Source organism: Streptomyces sp. NPDC102274, from assembly GCF_044766385.1.
Lineage (GTDB): Bacteria > Actinomycetota > Actinomycetes > Streptomycetales > Streptomycetaceae > Streptomyces.
On the sequence record NZ_JBIWLW010000006.1, the window covers coordinates 1 to 18,181 of the forward strand.

General features: G+C 70.4%; 13 protein-coding genes and 1 tRNA gene. 7 read left to right on the forward strand and 7 right to left on the reverse strand.

Annotated elements, in window-relative coordinates:
• Positions 1-541: 541 nt before the first annotated feature.
• From ACIRQP_RS10335 to ACIRQP_RS10345, 3 genes are all read right to left on the reverse strand, one after another.
• Positions 542-883 carry a hypothetical protein gene (locus ACIRQP_RS10335; protein WP_403886396.1) on the reverse strand — a complete coding sequence of 114 codons (342 nt, stop codon included), beginning with the start codon at positions 881-883 and terminating at the stop codon, positions 542-544.
• Between the two features lie 237 nt (positions 884-1,120).
• Positions 1,121-3,697, reverse strand: a complete 2,577-nt coding sequence (locus tag ACIRQP_RS10340; RefSeq protein WP_403886398.1) for an ABC transporter permease — start codon at positions 3,695-3,697, stop codon at positions 1,121-1,123.
• Positions 3,694-4,482 (reverse strand): ABC transporter ATP-binding protein, encoded by a 789-nt coding sequence (locus tag ACIRQP_RS10345; RefSeq protein WP_326611917.1) that lies wholly within the window; start codon positions 4,480-4,482, stop codon positions 3,694-3,696. Before ACIRQP_RS10345 ends, ACIRQP_RS10340 begins: the two co-directional genes overlap by 4 nt.
• A gap of 602 nt (positions 4,483-5,084) precedes the next feature.
• Here ACIRQP_RS10345 and ACIRQP_RS10350 point away from each other — a divergent pair.
• Positions 5,085-6,569 (forward strand): MFS transporter, encoded by a 1,485-nt coding sequence (locus ACIRQP_RS10350; protein WP_403887126.1) that lies wholly within the window; start codon positions 5,085-5,087, stop codon positions 6,567-6,569.
• 202 nt (positions 6,570-6,771) lie between these two features.
• Here the strand turns inward: ACIRQP_RS10350 and ACIRQP_RS10355 are convergent, their stop codons facing one another.
• From ACIRQP_RS10355 to ACIRQP_RS10365, 3 genes are all read right to left on the reverse strand, one after another.
• On the reverse strand, positions 6,772-7,629 hold the full coding sequence (locus ACIRQP_RS10355) for a cellulose-binding protein (RefSeq protein WP_403886401.1): 858 nt from the start codon (positions 7,627-7,629) through the stop codon (positions 6,772-6,774).
• 272 nt (positions 7,630-7,901) lie between these two features.
• Positions 7,902-10,514, reverse strand: coding sequence for an SUKH-4 family immunity protein (locus ACIRQP_RS10360; protein ID WP_403886404.1), 2,613 nt, complete (start codon positions 10,512-10,514; stop codon positions 7,902-7,904).
• A gap of 5 nt (positions 10,515-10,519) precedes the next feature.
• A complete protein-coding gene (locus tag ACIRQP_RS10365) occupies positions 10,520-11,497 on the reverse strand; it encodes an SMI1/KNR4 family protein (protein ID WP_403886407.1) in 978 nt (325 codons plus the stop codon).
• A 394-nt stretch (positions 11,498-11,891) separates the two neighbouring features.
• Here ACIRQP_RS10365 and ACIRQP_RS10370 point away from each other — a divergent pair, with 394 nt between their 5' ends.
• Both ACIRQP_RS10370 and ACIRQP_RS10375 read left to right on the forward strand, forming a co-directional pair.
• A complete protein-coding gene (locus tag ACIRQP_RS10370) occupies positions 11,892-12,392 on the forward strand; it encodes a YwqJ-related putative deaminase (RefSeq protein WP_403886410.1) in 501 nt (166 codons plus the stop codon).
• A gap of 2 nt (positions 12,393-12,394) precedes the next feature.
• Entirely contained in the window at positions 12,395-12,883 is a 489-nt protein-coding gene (locus ACIRQP_RS10375; protein WP_403886413.1) for an SUKH-3 domain-containing protein, read from the forward strand.
• Between the two features lie 91 nt (positions 12,884-12,974).
• Here the strand turns inward: ACIRQP_RS10375 and ACIRQP_RS10380 are convergent, their stop codons facing one another.
• Complete coding sequence (locus tag ACIRQP_RS10380) at positions 12,975-14,318, reverse strand: sensor histidine kinase (RefSeq protein WP_403886416.1); 1,344 nt, start codon at positions 14,316-14,318, stop codon at positions 12,975-12,977.
• A 155-nt stretch (positions 14,319-14,473) separates the two neighbouring features.
• On the opposite strand from ACIRQP_RS10380, the gene ACIRQP_RS10385 reads away from it, so the two are divergent.
• The 4 genes from ACIRQP_RS10385 to ACIRQP_RS10400 all read left to right on the forward strand — a co-directional run bounded on the left by ACIRQP_RS10385 (position 14,474) and on the right by ACIRQP_RS10400 (position 18,082).
• Positions 14,474-15,346: a hypothetical protein gene (locus ACIRQP_RS10385; protein WP_403886418.1), complete on the forward strand. Its 873-nt coding sequence runs from the start codon at positions 14,474-14,476 to the stop codon at positions 15,344-15,346.
• Between the two features lie 11 nt (positions 15,347-15,357).
• Positions 15,358-15,428 (forward strand) — tRNA-Gln (locus ACIRQP_RS10390).
• 109 nt (positions 15,429-15,537) lie between these two features.
• The gene (glmU, locus tag ACIRQP_RS10395) at positions 15,538-16,995 is read left to right on the forward strand and encodes a bifunctional UDP-N-acetylglucosamine diphosphorylase/glucosamine-1-phosphate N-acetyltransferase GlmU (RefSeq protein ID WP_403886421.1); all 1,458 of its coding nucleotides are present in this window, start codon (positions 15,538-15,540) and stop codon (positions 16,993-16,995) included.
• Positions 16,996-17,104: 109 nt separating this feature from the next.
• A complete protein-coding gene (locus ACIRQP_RS10400; protein ID WP_403886423.1) occupies positions 17,105-18,082 on the forward strand; it encodes a ribose-phosphate diphosphokinase in 978 nt (325 codons plus the stop codon).
• Positions 18,083-18,181: the final 99 nt, after the last annotated feature.

Sequence of the window (18,181 nt, forward strand, 5' to 3'; positions counted from 1 at the left end):
GGCCTCGTCGCCGCCGGCTTCGGCGGCCACAGCGAGTTCGCGGCGGAGGTTGTCGACATACGGCGTGAGGTCCATGACGTCATAGTGGCACCATCATGGCGCCATATGCAAGTCCGGATGGCACCTCGCATGGGGCGAGCTCAGGAACGGCCGCCCTACCTGCGGAAACGCGAAGAGGGCACCCCGAGTCAGAATGGCACCACGCGTGTTCATGCCCTTCCGGGAGCGCGGAATAGCACTGAGCAGCACCGGGCGACACCGGATGGCGCCGAGCGACACCAGATAGCGCCAAGTGGTGCCGCCCGGCGTCATGTGACGCCATGCGATGTCGCGAGGAGGTGACCCGGCCTCGCCTCACGGTCCGCCTCCGGACCCAGCCCACCCGAGGCGGCACCGTCACCCGGACACACACGGCCGGTCGGGGGGCAGAGCGGGGCTCGCGGGAAAAAGCGCAGCCGGCCGGAGCTGGGCGCTCCGGCCGGTGCGGGGGGCCTCTCGCGGAGGGGGACCGAGGGTCAAGCCCTCCGCTTCAGGGGCCTGTTCAGTTGAGGACGACCACATCCGTGCGGATACGGAGCGGGCTGTTCCAGGCAATGTTGATCTTGACCGTCACGATTCCGGAGCCGGGGGCGATCCCCGTCACCGTGATGGGGGCGGCCCCGATGAACCGGACACCGTTGGCGTCGACCTCGGAGGCCGTGATGACGACCGTCGAGTTCGGGTTGATGACATTCCAGGTGACGGGGAAGTTGACCCAGCCGTTGTACGCGCCCCAGACGACCCAGCCTCGCCACAGATCGGCGACATTGCCGCCGGTCACCGCGAGCCCGTCGGTCTGGGCCGCCAGCTCTACATTGGTTTCCGGCGCGTTGGATGTGGACACAGCGGTCCCCTCTCTCATTCTGAGCGGGCCCGGGATGTCGATCGGATCGTCCGACCGAGAGAGTCCGTCGCTCTCAGTGTCCGGTCGGTCACATGCCGCTACAACCCCTCGTAAGGGTGAACTCGCCCAGCTCGCACGCGTCCTGACGGACAGTCCCGTCGCAGGGTGATAACGGTCTCCGGCCCCGGTGGACGTTGGAGGAACGCCCACCGAGGCCGGAGCCTTCACCGTACCGTTCTACTCGGTGGCGATCGCGTTCAGCACATTCATCCGACCGGCCCGGAAGGCCGGGACCAGCGCGGCGAAGAGTCCGACGAAAGCCGAGGCCACGAAGACCGTCAGGATCGTCGGCCACGGTATCTCCAGGACGCCGAGCCCCTCCAGGGCCAGCAGCTTCTGGGCCGACGTGCCCCAGCCCATGCCGAGCCCGAGTCCGAGCAGGGCGCCGAAGAGGGCGATGACCACCGACTCCAGCCGGATCATGCGGCGCAGTTGGCGACGGGAGAGCCCGATCGCCCGCAGCAGACCGATCTCACGGGTCCGCTCCACCACCGACAGCGCCAGAGTGTTCACCACGCCCAGCACCGCGACGATGATCGCGAGGGCCAGCAGGCCGTAGACGATATTGAGGAGTTGGCCTATCTGGTCCTTCAAGTCCTGCTTGAAGTCGGTCTGGTTCTGCACCTTGTACTGCGGGTAGGCCGCGAGCGAGTCCTTGAGGGCCGCGTACGCCTCCTTCTCCTTGCCCTCCTCGGCCGCCGCGAACATGATCAAGTTCTTGGGCATCTTGTCGGCCGGCACATACCGCTGGGCGGTGGTGATGTTGGTGTACATCGCGCCCTTGTCGACATTCGTGTCGTCCGAGGTGATCGCCGCGACCGTCAGCTCGGCGCTCTTCCCGCCCGGGAAAACGACCGACATCCGGTCACCGACCTTGACGCCGTGCTTCGTGGCGTAGTCGTCGCCCACCGACATCGCGTCCTTGCCATACGCGGCGGACAGCTCCCCCGCGACGGTCTCGCGGCGCAGATCCTCGGCATAGGTCGGGTCGGCGGCGACGATGCCGTCGGACTCCGTCTTTCCGTCCGGGGCGGTCAGCTTGACATCGACCCACTTGTACTCGGTGACATGCGCGATGTCCGGCGCCTTCTCCAGGGCCGCCTGGGCCTGCGGCATGATCGGCTGGCCGTTGTCGGACTGGACGATGAAGTCCGCGCCGACCGACTTGTCCAACTCGTCGGTCGCGGAGGCGACCATCGAGGACCCGACCACCGACAGACAGGCCACCAGCGCGAGCCCGATCATCAGCGCGGCGCCCGTCGCTCCCGTACGCCGTGGATTGCGCAGCGCGTTGCGCTCGGCCATCCGGCCGACCGGGCCGAACATCCGCAGCACGACCGCGCTGAGCACCCGGACCAGACCGCCGGCGAGCAGCGGACCGATCACGACGAACCCGATCAGCGTGCAGACCACGCCCGCCCCGAGGAAGACCGAGCCCTCAGCGGCCTCGTCGGCCCGCGTCGATATGAGGAGCGCGGCACCGCCCGCCCCGGTGAGCACCAGACCGATGGCCGCCCTGATCCATCCGGCCCGGCCGTCGGCGGGTGTGCCCGCGTCGCGCAGGGCCGCCATCGGGGAGATCTTCCCGGCCCGACGGGCGGGAACGTAGGCGGAGACGACGGTGACGACGACACCGAGCACCAGCCCGATCACCGGCGTCGTCCACTTCACCGTCAGATCTTCGGTGGACAGATCCATGCCCATGGAGGACATGAGCTTCATCAGACCGACGGCGAGCCCCACCCCGGCGGCGACACCGGCGATCGAGCCGAAGACCCCGAGCAGCACGGCCTCCAGCAGCACCGAGCGGTTGACCTGCTTACGGCTGGAGCCGAGGGCCCGCATCAAACCGATCTCGCGGGTCCGCTGCGCGACCAGCATCGAGAACGTGTTGACGATCAGGAAGATACCGACGAGGAAGGCGATCCCGGCGAAGCCGAGCATCGCGTACTTCATCACATCGAGGAAGGAGCCGACATCCGCGCGGTTCGCGTCCGCGGCTTCCTGCTGCGTCTGCAGCTTGTACGCGCCGCCGTCGAGGGCTGCCGCCACGTCCCGCTTCAGCCGGCTGTCGCTGACCCCCTCGGCCGCGGTGACATTGACATGGGTGAACCGCCCGGTATCCCCGAGCAGTTCACGCTGGGAGGTCGCCGTGTCGAAGAAGATGACCGCCGCACCGGGGTTGGTGACGGTGAACGTGGCGATACCGGAGATCCTCGCCCGGAAGTCACCCGTGACCGCGATGGTGCGCAGCTCGTCGCCCATCGCGAGGTGGTGCTTCTCGGCGGTGTCGGCGTCGACCATCACCTCGGTGGGCCCGCGCGGCGCGTGGCCCGAGGTGATCTCCATCGAACGGAGGTCGTTACGTGACCAGTTGCCGGCGATCGTCGGCGCGCCGCTGCTCGCGCCCACGTTCTTGTTGTCGGCGTCCACGACGGTCACGCTCATGCTGCTGACCGCGCCCTCGGCGGACCTCACTCCGTCCGCCGCCCTCACCGTCTCGACGACCGAGGCGGGCAGCGACTCGGGCCTGCCGGTCTGGGACGTCTCGTCCGCGCCCTTGGCGGCCTTGGGACTGACCGTGACATCCGAGGACGTCGCGGCGAAGAGCTTGTCGAACGTCGTGTTCATCGTGTCCGTGAACACGAGCGTGCCGCTGACGAACGCCACCGACAGCAGGACGGCGACGGCGGAGAGCGCCATCCGCCCCTTGTGCGCGAAGAAGTTGCGCATGGAGGTCCTGAACACGGTCACGACGTACGCCCCCGGGCATCGAAGTCCTTCATGCGGTCGAGCACGGCGTCGGCCGTCGGACGGAACATCTCGTCCACGATCCGGCCGTCCGCGAGATACAGCACCCGGTCCGCGTACGACGCCGCGACCGGGTCGTGCGTCACCATCACGATCGTCTGGCCCAGCTCGTCGACCGACCGGCGCAGGAAGCCCAGCACCTCGGCGCCTGCGCGCGAGTCCAGGTTCCCGGTCGGCTCGTCACCGAAGATGATCTCGGGCCGGGCGGCGAGCGCCCTGGCCACCGCGACCCGCTGCTGCTGACCGCCCGACAGCTGGGTCGGCCGGTGCGAGAGCCTGTCGGCGAGGCCCACGGTCTCCACGACCCGCCGGAGCCACGGGCCGTCCGGCTTACGGCCCGCGATGTCCATGGGCAGCGTGATGTTCTCCAGCGCGTTGAGCGTCGGCAGCAGGTTGAACGCCTGGAAGATGAAGCCGATCCGGTCCCGGCGCAGCTGGGTGAGCCGCTTGTCCTTCAGCTTCGTGATCTCGGTCTCGTCCAGATGGATCTCACCCGAGGTCACCGTGTCAAGACCCGCGAGGCAGTGCATCAGCGTCGACTTGCCGGAGCCGGACGGGCCCATGATCGCGGTGAACTGACCTCGGTCGATGTCCACATCGACATGATCGAGCGCCACGACCCGGGTCTCCCCCGCGCCGTACGCCTTGACGACCTGCCGCGCTCGCGCCGCGACGGCCGTACGCCCTCCAGTACCCCCGTGCCTGGGAATGGTCACAGCCGTTGTCACGGTAAGTCTCCTATATCGCTGGATACACCGACGTGCCGATCAGGTGCTGTTCCGAGTCTGCTGATTCCGGGGCCCCGGCGCGCTGGTGCACAGCGCAGTCTTCGCCTGGGGTTTTCCCCACCCCCCTGCTGCGGTGGGCCCCCTTCGCCGGCCCTCGCCGCGGTAGGACCAACGTAAAGAACCAGCCACCGCGCCCTCATCCTCCGAAGGGACGAACGCCCCCCGGCCAGAAGTAAGGAGGAGCCCCTAGGGGGCTCCATCCCCACTTGGAGCGGAGGGTGGGTGAAGGGGTGGAGTGCGGGCCCCCTCCCCCGGGAGAGACCCGGGTGAGAGGGTGTTCCCCGGAGATACATGCATAGGGAAGGGATCTTGTGAGCGGCGCCGGCGGAAGTACCGAGGACTCCGGACGTACGGAAGCGATACCCGAAGCCCGGGCCACGGCCCCGCCGGCCGGGCCGGGACCCGCGCCCGCACCGCCGACGCCGGAGCTACCGTCCGCACCGCCGACACCCGCCCCGGCGGCGGCGGAGCCACCCCCGACGGCCGCGCCGTCCGGCAAGAGCGGCCGGGCGCGCGGTCGCGGCCCCGTCGTCGCCGCCCTGATGCTCGGCATGGCGCTCGCCGCGCTCGACGGCACCATCGTCTCCACGGCCGTCCCGCAGATCGTCGCCGACCTCGGCGGATTCTCCGTCTTCTCGTGGCTGTTCTCCGGCTATCTGCTCGCCGTGACGGTCACCCTGCCCGTGTACGGAAAGCTCTCCGACACCTTCGGCCGCAAGCCCGTCCTGATCGCGGGCATCATCCTCTTCCTCATCGGCTCACTGCTCTGCGCCACCGCCTGGAACATGGCCTCCCTGATCGCCTTCCGCGTCGTCCAGGGGCTCGGCGGCGGCGCGCTCCAGGGCACGGTCCAGGTCATCGCCGCCGACCTCTACCCCCTCAAGGAACGCCCCAAGATCCAGGCGAAACTGTCCACGGTCTGGGCCACCTCGTCCATCGCCGGCCCCGCTCTCGGCGGACTGCTCGCCGGATACGCGGACTGGCGCTGGATCTTCATGATCAATCTGCCGGTGGGCGCGCTCGCGCTCTGGCTCGTCATCAAGTACCTGCGGGAACCGAACCGGGCCACCTCCGCCAAGAGCGCGGACGCGGCCACGGACCGGGCGCCGCGCCACCGCGTCGACTGGGCGGGCGCGCTGGCCGTCTTCGCCACCGGAGCCCTGCTGGTCACCGCCCTCGTCCAGGGCGGCGTCGCCTGGCCCTGGGTCTCCGCGCCGTCGTTCGCCTTCTTCGGCGGCAGCGCGGTCCTCGCCGCCCTCACCGTCGTCATCGAACGCCGCGCCACGAACCCGATCATCCCGGGCTGGGTCTGGCGCCGCCGTACCATCGCGGCCGTCAACCTCGCCCTCGGCGCCCTCGGCCTGCTGATGGTCGCCCCGACCGTCTTCCTCCCCACATACGCGCAGTCCGTGCTCGGACTCGGCCCGATAGCCGCCGGCTTCGTCCTCTCCGCCATGACGCTGAGCTGGCCCATCAGCGCGGCGCTCTCCAGCCGCGTCTACAACCGCATCGGCTTCCGGCTGACGGCCGTCACCGGGATCTCCCTCGCCCTGCTGGTACTGCTCGCCTTCCCGCTCCTCCCCTATCCCGGCCAGGCCTGGCAACCCGCGCTGATCATGCTGCTGCTGGGTGCCGCACTGGGGATCTTCCAGCTTCCCCTGATCATCGGGGTCCAGTCGACCGTGGGCTGGTCGGAACGGGGGACGGCCACCGCGTCCATACTGTTCTGCCGCCAGGTCGGCCAGAGCGTGGGCGCCGCCCTGTTCGGGGCGGTGGCCAACGGTGTCCTGGCCGCCCGCCTCACCAACGCCCCCACCCCCGGACTCCCCGACGACCTCGACTCCGTCTCCAAAGCCCTGGAGAACCCGGCCACGCTCACCGAGGAGGCGGCGGACTATCTGCGCCGGGCGATGGACTCCGCGGTGGAGTACGTCTTCCTGGGCGCGGCGGGAGCGGCCGCCGTCTCCCTGCTGGTGCTCATCTTCGTGGCCCCACGGCGGTTCCCCGTGCTCAAGGATCCCGAATAACCCTCGTCACCCCTCCGCGTTCACTCCTCCGCGTCCCACCTCCACGTCACTCCTCCGCGTCCCACCTCCACGTCACTCCTCCGCGTCCCACCTCCACGTCACTCCTCCGTGTCTCCCCTCCACGTCACTCCTCCGCGTCCCACCTCCACGTCACTCCTCCGTGTCTCCCCTCCACGTCACTCCTCCGTGTCTCCCCTCCACGTCACTCCTCCGCCGGCAGGCGCCCCGTGAGCGCCGCCAGGGAGTTCCGTACGTGCGCCATGTGCGCCTGCATCTCCTCGCGGATCTCCGCGTGTTCCCGCAGCAGCCGCTCGGTCTCGCGTGCCACGCCGTCCGCGTCCGCGCGCGCCCGTGCGAGCAGTTCCTCGGCCCGCGCCGCAGCGTCCTCCTGGCCGTGCCGGGCCTGTTCGCCCGCCTCGGAGAAGGCGCGCTGCGCCGCCACCAGCTGAAGGTGGGCGTACGCCGTGAGTTCGTCATGCTGGACCAGCGACGTGGCTTCCCGGTCGGCGAATTCGCGCTCCGCCGCTGCCAGTTCCTCGCCCTGCTTCTCCTCCTGTTCGGCGATCACATGCTCGGTACGCCGACGCACCTCCTTCAGCGCGGCGATCACTTCCGCACGGTGCGCCGTGACCTCGCGCCGCGCCTCGGCCCGCGTCGCCTCGGCCGCGCCCTTGGCGGCGCGCAGGACCTGCTCGGCGTACGCCTCCGCCTCCGCCCGTACGGTGTCGGCCCGTTGACGCGCCGCCTCGCGCACCCGCTCGGCCGCCACACGTGCCGTGTCCACGACCGTCCGGGTCTCCTCGCGCACCTCGGCCCGTACCGTCTCCTCCTCCTGACGCGCCAGGGCCAGGATCTGCTGGGCACGGCGGCCGAGTTTCTCGTACGTCTGCGGCGGCAGCGCCGCCACCCGCTCGCGGAGCAACTCCGCCTCGCCCTCCATCTCCTTCGCGAGGACGGTGAGCCGCGCCACGCGTTCCCAGGCGTCGTCACGGTCCCGGAACAGCGCCGTGACCTCCCGCTCGACCTGCTCGGGGCGGTAGCCACGGCCACGTACAGGCACGAAGCCATGAGCCGACAACGGTGCGGCAACCATCCTTGAAGCCCCTCTCCGACACAGACACAGACACAGAACGCCATCCGGCACAATCCTGCTGGAGCGAGCCGAAGTGCCCATAACACGACACTCCGCCCGACCGTCCCGGTCAAGGATGCGGCATCAACCCCGAAAAAGGCGGAAACGCGGAAACCCGGAAAAAGCGGAACGGCCGGAGCGCCCCCCCGCATGTCGCGGTGGGCGCCCCGGCCGTCCGTCAGGCCACGGCGTTCAGAACGTCAGAGAAGTCCGTCCCACATCTGCTCGAGCAGCACCGACCACCAGTTCTCCGGCGACGACAGCGCCGCCGGGTCCAGCGCCGAGAGCTGCGCCTGGAAGTCGACGGTCCAACGACCCGCCTGCTCCGGGTTGAGATGGATCCTCAGCCGCCACATCCGGCCGAGCAACGCCATCGAGCGTGTGAACTCAGGCAGTCCGGTGTTGACGAACTGCGCAGGCACCGGCTGCCCGCCGGGCCCCGCCTCGACCGGTACGGCCATGATGTGCGCCGTGCCGTACTGGACACACAGCGCGCGGCCGAAGTCCGTGCCCATCACCAGATAGGACCCGGCGTCCGCGGCCGGCCGCACCTGCCGCTGCGCGGCCAGTTCGGCCAGCGTCGGCACCACCGGCTGGGCGGGCTGCGCCCAGAAGAACGGCCCGAAGTCGGCCGGCAGACCCGCCCAGACCAGCGTGCGCGCCACGATCTCCGGCACGCCCTGACGGGACACCGCCCGCTGGTCGAACCGGCAGATGCCCTGTGGACCGAACGCGCCGAGCAGTTCCTGCGCGACCCCCTCGGGCGGGATCGGCGGCGCGGTCGGCAGCTGCGGCAGCGGAGCGCGCACCGGCGCGGGCCGGGCGGGACCGTCCGCGACCTGGTGCAACTCACCCTGGTGGGTGAGCAGATGCTGCATACCCTGTTGCCTGCTGGCGTGGTCCTGGCCGTACGGGGCGACGCTGGTGATCCGTACCTGCGGCCAGGTCTCCCGGATCATCCGGGCGCAGTAGCCGCCGGGCAGCTCGCAGGACTCCAGCTCCGTGTGGAGTTCGAGCACCTGCTGCGGCGGCACGTTCATGGCGCGCAGCTCGTGCAGGATCTGCCACTCCGGGTGCGGGGTGCCCGGCGCGGAGCGGCGGATGAGCTGGGCCTCGGAACCGTCGGGCGCGCGGTAGCGCAGCACGGCCTGATAGCCGGGGCCGACGGTGGGCACACCGGACGGCTGCTGCGGATAGCCGTACGCCGGGGGCTGAGCGTGCGGGGCCGAGGGCGGTACGGGACCGCCGGGGCCGGGACCCGCGGGTACGGGACCACCGGGGCCGGGGGGACCACCGGGGCCGGGGCCGGGGCCCCCTGGGGGCATGCCGGGAGGCATGCCCGGCGGACCAGGCGGGTTGGGCGGACCGGGCGGGTTGGGCGGCTGCGGGCCCGTCTGCCCCGCGCCCGCGAGCATGGTCGCCGCGTGGTGCACCCCGCCCGGAGGCGTACCGGGAACCCCGGGCGCACCAGGCGGTTGCGGAGCACCTGGAGGCGTTCCCGGGGCACCCGGTGGCCGTGGCGGCTGCGGCGGCCGGCCGGCCTGGCCCGGGTCCGCGAACACCGTCGCCGCGTGATGCACCCCACCCGGAGGCGTACCGGGAACCCCGGGCGCACCAGGCGCACCAGGCGGACCAGGAGGCTGCGGAGCACCAGGCGCGCCCGGAGGGCCCGGAGGCCGTGGCCCGTTCGAGCCGGCTCCGCCGAGGCTCGGGGCCAGCTGCGTGGGCAGATAGCCACCCGCCGGGACACCGGGCGTGCCGGGACCCGACGGCGGCGGGGTCGCACCCGGCGGACGCGCCCCGGGGACACCGGGCGCACTCGGCGGCGGCGGAGTCGTCGCACCACCACCGCGCGCACCACGCGGCCGTACGGTCGCCTTGCTGGTCGCGGCATCGGCGATGTCGCCGGCCCCCGCACCCGCACCCGGTCCCGGTCCTGCCCCGGACCCGGACGCCGAATCGGCACCCGAACCGGGTCCCGCGGATCCCCCGGGCACCGGCCCCGGAGCCCGTCCCGCCGGCCCGGGAGCGATCGCCGTAGGCGGCAACTGGCTGCCGCCCGACATCAGCGCGGTCGGCGCCTCGGCGGCCACGACCGGCGGCGGTGTGTCCTCGTCGTCCGCCCCCGAGAGCGGCGGCGCGAAGACGGTCGCGGGCAGCGGTACGGACCCGTCCTCCGGCGAAACGGACGAGCCGTTGGTGTCGGTCCCGGCCCAGGGCGTGGCCCCGGTCGGCACACCCGGCGTCGAGGCGGGCACCCCGTCATTGGAGGTGGGCTCGTACCCACCGGACCAGGCGGAGCTGCCCTGCGAGGCATTGCCGCCCCCGAGCGACCCACCCGTCGGCGACCCACTCGTACTCGAAGCAGCGGGAGCGGGCGTAGGAGCAGACGAAGGTGGAACCGAAGGCGAGGACGGAGCCTCCGGCGTCCGCCCGTCCGGAATCCCCAGCTTGTCCGCCGCGTCCTGGAGCCACTCCGGCGGGCTCAACAGGAACGACGTCTGGTTCAGATCGATACGCTGCGGCGTCTCGGGAGCGGCCGGCACCGCCTCCGGCACCCCGTACTCCTCCTCGTACCGGCGGATCACCTCACCCACCGGCAGCCCCGGCCACAGCGTCGCCTCACCGCTGTCCCTGGCGATGACCAGCCGCTGCCGGCCCCCGTCCGATGTCGGACCGCCCTCGCGGTCCTCCGCCCACACCACGAAACCCAGCTCGAACTCCCGTACCCGCACCTCACGATGCTGATAGCCGGGCAGATCGGCGTTGACCCACTCTTCAGCGCGCTCCTGCGCCTGCGCGAAGGTCACCATCGCGCTCACCCCTCCGCCGGGACGGCGCGCGCGAAGCCGCCGTCCACCATCAGGTTCGCCACGGTCTCCAGCTCCGGCGGATTGCCCGCCAGCCGCAGCAGGAAGGCGTCGAAGTCGTCACCGCAGGGCAGCAACAGCCGCTCCACACGCTCCCCCACGCTCCAGCCGTCCTGGTCCCTGGCGTCGTCGTACGCGCAGAACCAGACAGAACCGACCCGGTCGCCCCTGACCTTGACCGCCAGAATGCCGCCCTGAACAAAAGCGACGGCCAGATAATCCTTGGTCAGATGGTCCCGCAGGCACTTGTTGACGTACACCAGATCATTGACCGCGGCCACGTCCCGCACCGTCAGGAACGGCTGGTCCACCAGCAGTCCCAGCTCCGCGTCGAGCGCCGCGCCCACCGGCGCGCAGCCGCCCGCCGCCTTCAGGAACGAGCGGTACGCACCCGGCAGCCGGTAACCGAGATCCTCCTCCACCCCCAGCAACTGCTGCTCGCTGACCGGCAACGAGCCCTTCGGCAGCCCGAAATGGGCCGGCCTGGTCTCCTGGAGAGGACGCGTCCCCCGCTTGCCGTGGTCCACGCGCGCCTTCGCCAGACCACCGTGATGGCGCAGCAGCGCCTTCACCTCGACCGGTACCAGCACCATCCGGCGCGAGGCCGGCAGATGATGCCACGTCCAGCCGTGCGGTGTGGCCACCGACGGGATCGTGTCCCACAGTTCATGCCCCGCGGCGGCCAGCGCGGCATTGGCCGACACATAGTCCGTGAGCCGTAGCTCGTCCACGCCGAACCCCTCGGGGGGCTCGGCTATCTCCGCGGCGGCACGCGCGTACGGCGAGAAGTCCGGATAGCCGTCGTCATCCACCCGCACACCTCTGGGGTGACGGGAGGCCCGGACCGGATCCGGGAAATGCACGACCTGCCCGGCGTAGGCCGCGTTCGGTGGCGCGGCTTGCTGCCCGAGCCGACCTGTCGTCATGGCGGTTGCCCCCTGCTGCGCTTCCGGCTGGTTCCACAGCCCTGGTTGCAGGACAGCCTATGCGGTGGTGCAAGAGGGGATCCGACGCTCCTCCCCCGGCCGTATCCCCGGTCCCGGCGCCCTGCCCGACTCCCTGCTCGCCCCCCCTGCCCCGCCCCCGCCCCGCGCTTGTCCCGTACGCCGATCGGGCGTACTCCGACGAGACCGGCCGACCCCGTAACCAACGGTCACGCAGGTGTGACCCAGTGCCCACGCCACGCCACGATCCACGCCCCAGCTTCCCGACAGCGCGCCGCATTTGGCAGGCTGTGTAGACAAACAGGGGCGTGACAGCGGGAAAACGGGGGCGTGAACGAGCGGCTGCCCGGCCGCCGGCACCGGGAGGGGACAGCACATGCACACCGCACCAACCGACGCGTCCGGGGACCCACGCCTCAGCTGGAGCAGCACCGAACCACACCGTCCACCGGTGCTCCACCGGCGCAGGGACGGCATCCTGCCCGCCGTCGCCGCCGCGCTCTCCGTCCGCGGCCAGACCCTCACCTGCACCGCGGGCAAGGCCGACCAGCCACCCGTACTCCACCCTCTCGTACAGGACTTCCTCGACACCCTCACCAGCGGCCAGCGCGAACGGTTCACCGGCCGCTGCCCCGAGGCGATCCTGCTCTCCCGCCATCTGGCCGCCGCCGAAGAGGGACGCTCCAAACGGGCCAGACGAAAACCCCTGTCCCACAGCGAGGCACGCCGCTCCCTCAAACACGCCAAGCTGACCGCCCGCCGCATCCGTGAGGACGGCGACCCGCAGCACGGCCGCTACGCCCCGCCCTGCCGCTCCTGCGCGCCGCTCCTCGCCCACTTCGGCGTACGGCCCGTCGACCCCACCGAGAACGGCTGAGCATGCGCGACCCGTACCCCACCCGCTTCCCCGTCCCCGTCGACGCCGCGCTGCGCGAGGCCGGCTGGCAGCCAGGACGCTGGGACATAAGGCAGGCCGAGGAGTGGGCCGACGCCCTGCGCGCGTACACCACACCCGCCGGCCACCGGCACGCCGTCTTCCCCGCCGCCGTCGAGGTCTGGGCGGAATTCGGCGGACTGCGCGTCGTCGCGCCCGGCCCCGGCCGGCAGATCGCCCCCGCCGTCGTACGGATCGACCCCATGGCGGGCATCCACCTCGCCCGTACACTCGCCGACCTCGGCCGCTCCCTGGACACGGAGATCAGCCCGCTCGGCGAGGAGGGCGACGGACAGGCCATCCTCGCGATCGACAGCACGGGCCGCGTCTTCAGCATCGACCACACCGGCGACTGGTACCTGGGACCGGACCTCGACCGGGCGCTCGGCACACTGCTCACGGGCCTGGAACCGGCGCGCCTGACCTCAGGGTGACAGCCAGGTCCTGTCCGGCCGGACAGGACCCAGGTCCTACACATAGCCAGGTCCCGCACAGAGGTGGAGCGGCGGCCGGCGGCGTTGCTCGTCAGGCGGCCCGGCGATGCGGCAGCACCGCCGACACGCGGAAACCCCCCGCGTCCGTCTCCCCCGAGACGAACACCCCGCCCAGCGCCGTCACCCGCTCCCGCATCCCCAGCAGACCATTACCGCCGCTCGGCAGCCCCACATCCCCCGCGCCACCGTCCGAAGGCCCGTTCTCCACCTGCATCGCGACCTCCTCCTCGCGGTGCGCCAGCCGGACCATCACCTTCGAGCCCGCCGCGTGCTTCAACACGTTCGTCAGCGCCTCCTGCACCACGCGGTACGCCGTCTGCTCCACCTCGGGCGCGTACGTACGGGACTCGCCCTGCACCGTCAGCTCCACGACCATCCCCGTGTCCCGGGACTCCCCGACCAGCACCTCGATGTCCCCCATACCCGGACCGTCCTCCGCCGCGGCCGCCGCGGCAGCCGCCGCGGCGGCGCCCACAGCCGCCAGCGGCACCGCCGCCGGAGCGTTCGCCGACACCGCGTCCGACGCCTGGCGCGCGGCCACCTGCTCCCCGGCCCGCAGCACCCCGAGCATCTCCCGCAGCTCCGTGAGCGCCTGCCGCCCCATGTCCCCCACCAGCGCGGCGTTCTTCACCGCCTTCGGCGGATCCTTCAGCGCCACCGCCTGGAGCGCCGCCGCGTGCACCACCATCAGACTCACCCGGTGCGCGACGACGTCATGCATCTCACGCGCGATCCGCGTCCGCTCCTCCGTACGCGCCCACTCCGCACGCTGCTCGGCCCGGTCGGCCAGCAGCGACAACTCCTGCTCCAGACTGTCCGCCCGCTCGCGCAGGCTCTCCATCAGCCGCCGCCGCGCCCCGACGTAGAGCCCGAACAGCACCGGCGGCGCCGTCAGCCCCAGCGACATCAGGATCGCGACCAGGGGCACGTACCACCCGGCCGCGTCGAAGCCCGAGTCGCCCATCACGTTCTGTCTCATCCGTACATACGTGACGATCAGCGTCCCGACCAGTGACATACCGGTCAGCGCGCCGATGATCCGGCGCGGCGCCTCCGAGGCGGCGAGCGTGTACAGCCCGACCACCCCCATCAGGAAACCCATCTCCGCCGGAGTGATCGCGATCGCGACAAGCACCACGGCGAACGGCCACCGCCGGCGCACCAGCAGCGCCGCACCGGCCAGCACCCCGAAGACCACCCCCAGCGGTACGGGCAGCGCGGCCGTGTCCGTGAACCTGACCCCCTCAAGCCCGCACTCCAGAGCCGACACCAGCGCCAGCCCCACATCCAGTACGGCACTGCGCCGCCGTTCCCACCACCACCAACCGCGAGCGTTCGCGCCCGCAGCGTCCTGGTGTGCCCCCGTTGTGGTCATGTCTCCCAGCCTACGGGCGCCCGCACCCCAATTTCCGGCGACCGCCGCAGCACGGACCCCGACAGGACACGCGGGGAACGCGCGTCGATCCCTCGAACTGGTGAATCGCCCGCACATTCGAGCCGGACGTCCGCATTCCGGACGACGATCTCCGTATGACAGCGATTCAGGGCGGATACGCCGACTTCGAAGGCCTTCGGGAGCAGGCCGTCGCACTGCGCCGCCAGGGCCTCAGCCGCCGCCAGATACGCGACCGGCTCCACGTACACAACAACGACATCCTCAACCGCCTTCTGGAAGGGGAGCCACCCCCGGACTGGACGAAACGCCCGAACGCGAAGGACGACCTGCGAGCGCAGGCGCGCGAACTGCGCCTGAAAGGGCTCACGTACGACCAGATCCAGGTCGAGCTGGGCTGCTCGAAGAGTTCGATCTCGCTGTGGGTACGAGATCTGCCGAAGCCGGAACGGCGCGAAGCGGCGGAGCAGGCAAGGCTGGCGGCCCGGAAGCGGTGGGACCACGAACTGGCGGTACGGGACGAGAAGCGCCAGCAGACGAAGGCGGCGGCAGTGGCCGAGGTCGGGGCGATGTCCGACCGCGAACTGTTCCTGCTCGGCGTCGGCCTCTACTGGTCGGAAGGGTCCAAGTCCAAGGCCCACCGCCCACAGGAGAGGGTGAGCTTCATCAACAGCGACCCTCACATGATCGAGGTCTTCCTGGCCTGGCTCGGCCTGCTGGGCATCGGCCGCGAGCGATTGCGGTATCAGGTGCAGATCCATGAGTCCGCCGACGTGCCGGCCGCCGAACGCTTCTGGGCGGACGTCGCGGGTATTGACATCGCAGCCCTCGGCAAGACGACGCTCAAGAGGCACAACCCGAAGACCGTCCGCAAGAATGTTGGCGACGACTACCACGGGTGCTTCGCCGTTCGCGTGTTACAAAGCGCCGATATGTACCGTCGCATCGAATGCTGGTGGTACGGCATAGTGGGGGCTGCGCTCGCGTCCGACCCATCAAATCGGACATAGACGGCAAACCATCCCGGGTCGTCTAAAGGCAGGACAAATGGTTTTGGTCCATTGAATGAGGGTTCGATTCCTTCCCCGGGAGCTACGCAGTTCGGGTCCTGACCTCGCCGGTCAGGACCCGTCCTCGCTTCCGTCCCGAAACCCACCGGTATCCTGCGGTTGTCCATCACCCGAAGCCGAAGGGCATCCCCGTGAGCACCAACCGCCCGGCAGCCGTCGTCGTTCTCGCAGCGGGTGAAGGAACCCGCATGAAGTCGAAGACCCCCAAGGTTCTGCACGAGGTCTGCGGACGCTCGCTCGTCGGGCATGTCGTGTCCGCGGCCCGTGAGCTCGGCCCCGAGCAGCTCGTCGTGGTCGTCGGACACGCCCGTGAGCAGGTCGAGGGCCATCTCTCCGCCGAGCACGCCAGCGTCCGCACCGCCTACCAGGCCGAGCAGCACGGGACCGGCCATGCCGTACGGATCGCCCTCCAGGAGCTGGGGTCCACGCCGCACGGAACCGTGATCGTCGCCTGCGGCGACACCCCGCTGCTCTCCGGCGAGACCCTCAACGCGCTGGCCGCGACGCATGCCGCCGACGGCAACGCGGTGACGGTGCTGACCGCCGAGGTCCCGGACTCGACCGGATACGGGCGGATTGTCCGGGACGGGGCGAGCGGCGCGGTCACGGCCATCGTGGAGCACAAGGACGCCACCGACGCGCAGCGCGCGATCCGCGAGATCAACTCGGGCGTCTTCGCGTTCGACGGGCCTCTGCTGGCGGATGCGCTGGGCAAGGTGCGTACGGACAACAGCCAGGGTGAGGAGTACCTCACCGATGTGCTCGGCATCCTGCGGGAGGCGGGTCATCGCGTCGGCGCGTCGGTCGCCGTCGATCACCGCGAGATCCTGGGCATCAACAACCGCGTGCAGCTGGCGGAGGCGCGCCGGCTGCTGAACGGGCGCCTGCTGGAGCGGGCGATGCTGGCGGGGGTGACGGTGGTGGATCCGGCGTCGGTCTTCGTCGATGTGTCGGTCACGTTCGAGCAGGACGCGGTCGTGCATCCCGGTACGCAGTTGCTGGGCGCCACGCATCTTGGCGAGGGTGCCGAGGTGGGGCCGAATTCGCGGCTGAAGGACACGGTGGTCGGCGCGGGCGCCCGGGTGGACAACACGGTGGCGGACGGCGCGGAGATCGGTGCGGCGGCCTCGGTGGGGCCGTACGCGTATCTGCGGCCGGGTACGCGGCTGGGCGTGAAGGCGAAGGCCGGTACGTATGTCGAGATGAAGAACGCGACGATCGGTGAGGGCACGAAGGTCCCGCATCTGTCGTATGTCGGGGATGCGACGATCGGCGAGTACACGAACATCGGCGCCGCGAGCGTGTTCGTGAACTACGACGGCGAGACGAAGCACCACACGACGGTCGGCTCACACTGCAAGACGGGCTCGGACAACATGTTTGTGGCGCCTGTCACGGTGGGGGACGGCGCGTACACGGCGGCCGGGTCGGTCATCACGAAGGACGTACCGCCCGGTTCGCTGGCCGTGGCCCGGGGCCAGCAAAGGAATATCGAGGGTTGGGTGGCCAGGAAGCGGCCGGGGAGTGCCTCCGCCCAGGCGGCCCAGGCGGCCGGGAGCACCTCGGCCGGCGGCGGGAAGGAAAGCTGACCGGAAAGAGATGCGCCAATCTCGGCGTACCGTGATAACTGCACGATTCGGCTGGCTCGCAGGGACGCGCGGGTGCAGCGGCCATCAACACGTCTGAGGAGACAGTGCTGTGACCGGGATCAAGACGACCGGCGAGAAGAAGTTGATGCTCTTCTCCGGCCGCGCCCACCCCGAGCTGGCCGAGGAGGTCGCGCAACAGCTGGGTGTCGGGATTGTGCCGACCAAAGCATTCGATTTCGCCAATGGTGAGATCTATGTGCGCTATCAGGAGTCGGCCCGCGGCGCGGACTGCTTCCTGATCCAGAGCCATACCGCTCCGATCAATAAGTGGATCATGGAACAGCTGATCATGATCGATGCGCTGAAGCGGGCCTCGGCCCGGAGCATCACCGTGATCGTGCCGTTCTACGGCTATGCCAGGCAGGACAAGAAGCACCGTGGCCGGGAGCCGATTTCGGCCCGGCTGGTCGCGGATCTGATGAAGACCGCCGGGGCTGACCGGATCCTGACGGTCGATCTGCACACGGACCAGATCCAGGGCTTCTTCGACGGTCCGGTGGACCATCTCTTCGCGCTGCCGGTGCTGGCGGACTATGTGGCCGGGAAGGTGGACCGGTCGAAGCTGACGGTGGTCTCGCCGGACGCGGGCCGGGTACGGGTCGCGGACCGCTGGTGCGACCGGCTGGGGGCGCCGCTGGCGATCGTGCACAAGCGCCGTGACAAGGATGTCGCCAATCAGGTGACCGTTCACGAGGTCGTCGGAAATGTGGCCGGCCGGGTCTGTGTCCTGGTGGACGACATGATCGACACCGGTGGCACGATCTGCGCGGCGGCGGACGCGCTCTTCGCGCACGGCGCGGAGGACGTCATAGTGACGGCCACGCACGGCGTGCTGTCGGGTCCGGCGGCCGACCGGCTGAAGAACTCGAAGGTCAGCGAGTTCGTCTTCACGAATTCGCTGCCCGACCCCGGGAATCTCGAACTCGACAAGATCACGGTCCTGTCGATCGCGCCGACGATCGCCCGTGCGGTGCGTGAGGTGTTCGAGGACGGTTCGGTGACCAGCCTCTTCGAGGAGCAGGCGTAGCGGTATCTCGGGGCTCCGGGCTCCCGGACTCCCGGGCTACGTGCCCCGGAGCCCACCGCCCGCAAGATCGATTTCTGAGGCGGCCTCCCCGCCGGGTAG